Source organism: Vibrio sp. 10N.222.46.A1, from assembly GCF_041473595.1.
Classification (GTDB): Bacteria; Pseudomonadota; Gammaproteobacteria; order Enterobacterales; family Vibrionaceae; genus Vibrio; species Vibrio tasmaniensis_A.
Genome location: NZ_JBFRSN010000335.1, coordinates 1 through 5232, shown reverse-complemented (window position 1 = coordinate 5232; position 5232 = coordinate 1). Strand labels below are relative to the sequence as shown.

At 44.1% G+C, this 5232-nt stretch carries 7 protein-coding genes; 1 reads left to right on the top strand and 6 read right to left on the bottom strand.

The window, feature by feature from the left end; genetic code table 11:
* The first annotated feature begins 203 nt into the window (after window positions 1–203).
* Window positions 204–1442, top strand: a complete 1239-nt coding sequence (locus AB4496_RS11010; protein ID WP_102257339.1) for a leucine-rich repeat-containing protein kinase family protein — start codon at window positions 204–206, stop codon at window positions 1440–1442.
* A 120-nt stretch (window positions 1443–1562) separates the two neighbouring features.
* Here AB4496_RS11010 and AB4496_RS11005 read toward each other — a convergent pair whose 3' ends face one another.
* The 6 genes from AB4496_RS11005 to thrS all read right to left on the bottom strand — a co-directional run.
* Window positions 1563–2012, bottom strand: coding sequence for a hypothetical protein (locus AB4496_RS11005; RefSeq protein ID WP_102257340.1), 450 nt, complete (start codon window positions 2010–2012; stop codon window positions 1563–1565).
* Window positions 2013–2080: 68 nt separating this feature from the next.
* Window positions 2081–2395 carry a N(4)-acetylcytidine aminohydrolase gene (yqfB, locus tag AB4496_RS11000; protein ID WP_009846506.1) on the bottom strand — a complete coding sequence of 105 codons (315 nt, stop codon included), beginning with the start codon at window positions 2393–2395 and terminating at the stop codon, window positions 2081–2083.
* Window positions 2396–2563: 168 nt separating this feature from the next.
* Window positions 2564–2917: a 50S ribosomal protein L20 gene (gene rplT, locus AB4496_RS10995; RefSeq protein WP_004733517.1), complete on the bottom strand. Its 354-nt coding sequence runs from the start codon at window positions 2915–2917 to the stop codon at window positions 2564–2566.
* Between the two features lie 42 nt (window positions 2918–2959).
* Window positions 2960–3154 carry a 50S ribosomal protein L35 gene (gene rpmI / locus AB4496_RS10990; protein WP_004738430.1) on the bottom strand — a complete coding sequence of 65 codons (195 nt, stop codon included), beginning with the start codon at window positions 3152–3154 and terminating at the stop codon, window positions 2960–2962.
* Between the two features lie 104 nt (window positions 3155–3258).
* Window positions 3259–3810 carry a translation initiation factor IF-3 gene (gene infC, locus AB4496_RS10985; protein WP_077680304.1) on the bottom strand — a complete coding sequence of 184 codons (552 nt, stop codon included), beginning with the start codon at window positions 3808–3810 and terminating at the stop codon, window positions 3259–3261.
* 2 nt (window positions 3811–3812) lie between these two features.
* Window positions 3813–5232, bottom strand: a 1420-nt coding sequence (gene thrS, locus AB4496_RS10980) for a threonine--tRNA ligase (RefSeq protein ID WP_372130947.1), incomplete at its 5' end; no start/stop codon positions are given.

The following is a 5232-nucleotide window of genomic DNA, read 5'->3' as shown; positions in this document are numbered from 1 at the left end:
GTGAATACCAAGGCGCATTTATCTTGGTGAGTCATGATGCTGATTTTGTTAAGGAGGTCGGCGTCAGCCAAAACCATATACGACTTTAACCTTCGTAAATTCGTTCACTTAGTGTAGTTAAGCGAGCATCGCTCCGGTGCTCGCCTTTCTCGATTGAGACAAGTAAACTACACGCCTCGAACATCTATTCATAAGGCTAAGGTTTGCATACTCTAGAACAACTTAAATCAGGGCAACTTAAAGGGATTAAGCACTTAAAACTGTCAGCAGAGCTCACTGAATTTCCATTAGAGATCTTAGATCTTGCCGATTCTCTAGAGGTTCTAGACCTCTATGGAAACCAACTATCAAGCTTACCAGACGAGCTATCACAGCTGACTAACCTGCGTATCATCTTCGCGTCGAATAACCTGTTCACGCACCTTCCTGATGTTCTAGGTACTCTTCCTAAGCTCGAAATGGTTGGCTTCAAATCTAATCAAATTAAAACCGTCAGCGAGCAATCTTTACCTGCTCAATTACGTTGGTTGATCCTGACAGACAATGCAATTGAGGTTCTCCCTCACTCACTAGGTGAAAGACCACGCCTGCAAAAGCTCGCATTGGCAGGTAACAAGATTCGTGTTTTACCAGAAAGTATGGAAAAGCTATCAAACCTTGAACTGGTTCGTCTGTCTGCAAACCAACTGACTGAATTCCCAGAGTTCCTTATCAAGCTACCAAAACTGGCTTGGTTAGCGTTTGCGGGTAACCCATTTTGCAAACATCCAAGTAGCTTAGATAGCGTGCCTGCCGTAAGCTCGCAATGCTACTCACTCAATCAAGTGCTGGGCCAAGGTGCGTCTGGTGTAATTTCTCATGCTAACTGGTTAAACGGTGACTTTGATTTCCCACAAGAAGTGGCGGTTAAAGTATTCAAAGGCGAAGTGACCAGTGACGGTTACCCACATGATGAACTTGAAGCATGTCTTCAAGCAGGCCAACATAGCAACCTAGTGAAGTCTATCGCACAAGTTGATGAAGATAACTACCTAGCATTGGTGATGGAGCTTATCCCGAGCAACTACTACAACCTAGGTTTGCCCCCTACTCTTGAAAGCTGCACTCGCGATACGTTCAATGAAGGCTTCGAGCTTTCAATTGCTAAGATCAATAGTATTACAGAGCAGATGATTGATGTGTTTGAACACCTTCATGCCAACAAAGTTTGTCATGGTGATCTATACGCACACAACACTTTGGTTAACGAGCAAGGTCAGATGATCTTTGGTGACTTCGGAGCAGCAACTATCTACGGTTATCTGACTGAAGAGCAGCAACAAGGCATTCGTCGAATTGAAGCGCGTGCATTGAAGTACTTTATTGAAGACCTACTGACGGTTTGTGCAAAGCAAGATCAAGACAGCGAGCTTTATACTCAACTGGCGAACTTCGAAGCTTAATGGCGTGTTGATTGGAAGTAATCGGTCGAATTGAAAACAACAAAGCCAACATCACTGTTGGCTTTTTTATTCTTGGAATATCACTTATTCTAATGGACAAGCAAGGTCGGCTAAAAGGGATTAACGCTCAGCCTGCACCAATTTCAGATACGAATGCAGCTCACCATTTTTATATTCCACCGCAGAGTGAATATTGAGATCAGCACGAGCCACAACAGTAAACTGGTAGCGATTCTCGCCCTTCAAAATCTCGACGTGTAACAACCCATCTTTTAGTTGCCACTGCCCTGTTGTTTCAAATCGATCGAACAAACGATATTCAATCAGAGAACCGTCAGCATTGAAGTGTACTTCAGTGATGTAACCGCCGGGGCAACTCTTCACCCAAACTCGATTCTCGATATCACTGACAATGAAGTCACGCTTTGTATCACGCCACGCTAGAAAGCCTTCGCTATCATAAAGAGCAAGGTCGAGATCAGTTCTAGAGATTAACGGCTGCTCATTTTGCTCACGACAATAAAGTTGGAGCAAAATTTGCTGAGCTGCACCATTCTGTAATTCACTCATTGTGACTTCCCTTTCTCATTGCTCTGCGTTAGACGCTGTATTGATCAACAAATTCTATTTAAAGCGGGTTACACAAGCTCGTAAGAAACCACATACAGTTGAGAGATACCCGGATAGATATCTTGAATCACACCCTTGAGGACTTCTAGCGTCATGTTCTCTTGCTCCGCATGGAACTCACCTAAGTCATCAAACAAGATTGGTTCTACACTAATGATCTTAAGATTACAGAATACACGTCCCTGCTCTAGCGTTGATACTTCTACAACGCTACCTGGCTGGTAATTGCGCTCAGATTCATCGCGAATAGTAATCGTCTTCTTGCCAGAAAGGATGTCAGTTTCAAAACGTTCGAAGAACGTCATAGTAGTCGGTGCGGTCATTTATCTCGGTCGCTTAACATTTAAAGGTTAGGTAAATGTTTATATACCAGAATGCTTGTTCAAGCGAATAAAAATTAGATGCGAGAGAATGCGGCAAAGCCAAATAGCAGGCAATAAAAAAGGAGAACCGAAGTTCTCCTTTTATTAAACCTTTAAGCTAACTCTAAATTATAGAGATGCTTTCGCTTTTTCAACTAGAACAGCAAATGCTGCTTTGTCGAATACTGCGATGTCAGCAAGAATCTTACGGTCGATCTCGATAGATGCTTTCTTAAGGCCATTGATGAAACGGCTGTAAGATAGACCATTTTGACGAGATGCCGCGTTGATACGTGCAATCCAAAGTTGACGGAATTGACGTTTCTTGTTGCGACGGTCACGGTAAGCGTATTGACCAGCTTTGGTAACTGCTTGGAAAGCTACGCGGTAAACACGTGAACGTGCTCCGTAGTAACCTTTAGCTTGTTTTAGAACTTTCTTATGACGTGCACGAGCTTGTACACCACGTTTTACGCGAGGCATTATGCTTCTCCTAAACTAAACGAATTTATAAACTAAAAAGAATTAAGCGTATGGCATCATACGTAGAACTTGAGCAACTTCACATTTAGGAAGGATCGAGTTCGGACGTAGCTGACGCTTGTTCTTAGTAGTACGCTTAGTCAGGATGTGACGTTTACCAGCGTGCTTAAACTTAATACCACCAGCAGTTTTCTGGAAACGCTTAGCAGCACCTTTGTTGGTTTTCATCTTAGGCATGATGAATAACTCCGCATTGTTGAGTTGTTAATAACATAGTAATTAGGGCGAATAAAACCCCGCAACCTGAGGCTGCAGGGTTTAATTACTTGCAAAGCCGTTAATTACTTCTTTTTAGGGGCCAACACCATGATCATCTGGCGACCTTCAATTCTCGTTGGGAAAGATTCGACAACTGCAAATTCTTCAGTATCTACTTTCAAACGATTAAGAACGTCAACACCGATTTCTTGGTGAGCCATTTCGCGGCCACGGAAGCGAATTGTTACCTTCACTTTGTTGCCGTCTTCAAGGAAACCAGTCAGGTTGCGTAGTTTTACCTGATAGTCTCCAATATCAGTTCCAGGTCGGAATTTAATTTCCTTAATCTGAACCTGCTTTTGCTTTTTCTTCTGCTCTTTCGCAGCTTTGCTCTTCTCGAAGAGGAACTTACCGTAGTCCATCACACGACAAACTGGCGGCTCGGCGTTAGGGCTGATCTCTACAAGATCCATACCAGCTTCATTTGCAGCTTCCATCGCTTCAGCGATTGTTACTACACCAACAGCTTCGCCGTCTGCGCCAGTTAGACGCACTTCACGAACGCCACGAATGTCACCGTTTAAACGGTGCTGGTTTTGTTTGGCCGGTTGTTGGCCACGTCTTCCGCCTTTAATAGCTATTCCTCCAGATTGAGCTTACGGCTTGAAACCTCGGCTTGGATGTATGAAATAAAGTCATCCACTTTAAATTTGCCAAGGTCCTTACCTTTACGTGTACGTACTGCAATTTCGCCGGCTTCCATTTCTTGGTCACCACACACAAGCATGAACGGTACACGTTTCAAAGTATGTTCGCGGATTTTAAAGCCAATCTTCTCATTTCTCAAGTCTGCTTTGACTCTAAATCCACTTTTTTGCAGTTTTTTCGCAATTTCTTGTACATATTCAGACTGTTTGTCTGTAATGCCCATAACAATTGCTTGTTCTGGCGCCAACCACGTTGGGAAGAAGCCAGCGTATTCTTCAATAAGAATACCGATGAAGCGTTCTAGTGAACCTAAAATCGCGCGGTGAATCATAACTGGCGTGTGACGCTCGTTATCTTCACCTACGTAAGTTGCACCTAAACGTTCTGGTAATGCAAAATCGAGCTGCACTGTACCACATTGCCATGCGCGGTCCAAACAATCATGCAAAGTAAATTCAATCTTAGGTCCGTAGAACGCACCCTCGCCTTCTTGAATCTCGTATGCAATCTCCATCGCCTCAAGCGCTTGCTTAAGATCGGCCTCTGCACGGTCCCACATTTCGTCTGAACCTACGCGCTGTTCTGGACGAGTAGATAGCTTAACAACAATGTTTTCGAAACCGAAAGTTGTGTAAGTATCGTAAACCATTTCAATACAAGCTTTAACTTCTTGCTGAACTTGGTCTTCAGTACAGAATACGTGAGCATCATCTTGAGTGAAGCCACGAACACGCATAATGCCGTGAAGTGCGCCAGACGGCTCGTTACGGTGACATGAGCCAAACTCAGCCATACGTAACGGTAGATCACGGTAAGATTTCAAACCTTGGTTAAAGATTTGAACGTGACCAGGGCAGTTCATTGGCTTGATCGCGTATTCACGGTTCTCTGAAGAAGTCGTGAACATCGCTTCAGCGTACTTATCCCAGTGACCAGAGCGCTCCCAAAGAACACGGTCCATCATTAATGGGCCTTTTACTTCTTGGTAATCGTACTCAGTCAGCTTCTGACGAATAAATACTTCTAGCTCACGGAAGATAGTCCAACCGTTATGATGCCAGAACACCATACCTGGTGCTTCTTGCTGCATGTGGAATAGATCTAAGTGCTTACCGATTTTACGGTGATCACGCTTAGCCGCTTCTTCTAGGCGCACTAGGTGAGCCTTAAGCGCTTTTTTGTCGTGGAATGCAGTGCCGTAGATACGTTGAAGCATCTTGTTGTCACTGTTACCACGCCAGTAAGCACCCGCTACGTTAAGTAGCGTGAAGTGTTGGCAGAAGCCCATATGTGGAACGTGTGGACCACGACACATATCGATGTATTCTTCATGATGGTACAGGCCTGGA

Excerpts from the sequence above, each read along its gene's own strand:
- AB4496_RS11005 (WP_102257340.1), bottom strand. The coding sequence starts at position 2,012 with ATGAGTGAATTACAGAATGGTGCAGCTCAGCAAATTTTGCTCCAACTT.
- yqfB (WP_009846506.1), bottom strand. The coding sequence starts at position 2,395 with ATGACCGCACCGACTACTATGACGTTCTTCGAACGTTTTGAAACTGAC.
- rplT (WP_004733517.1), bottom strand. The coding sequence starts at position 2,917 with ATGCCTCGCGTAAAACGTGGTGTACAAGCTCGTGCACGTCATAAGAAA.
- rpmI (WP_004738430.1), bottom strand. The coding sequence starts at position 3,154 with ATGCCTAAGATGAAAACCAACAAAGGTGCTGCTAAGCGTTTCCAGAAA.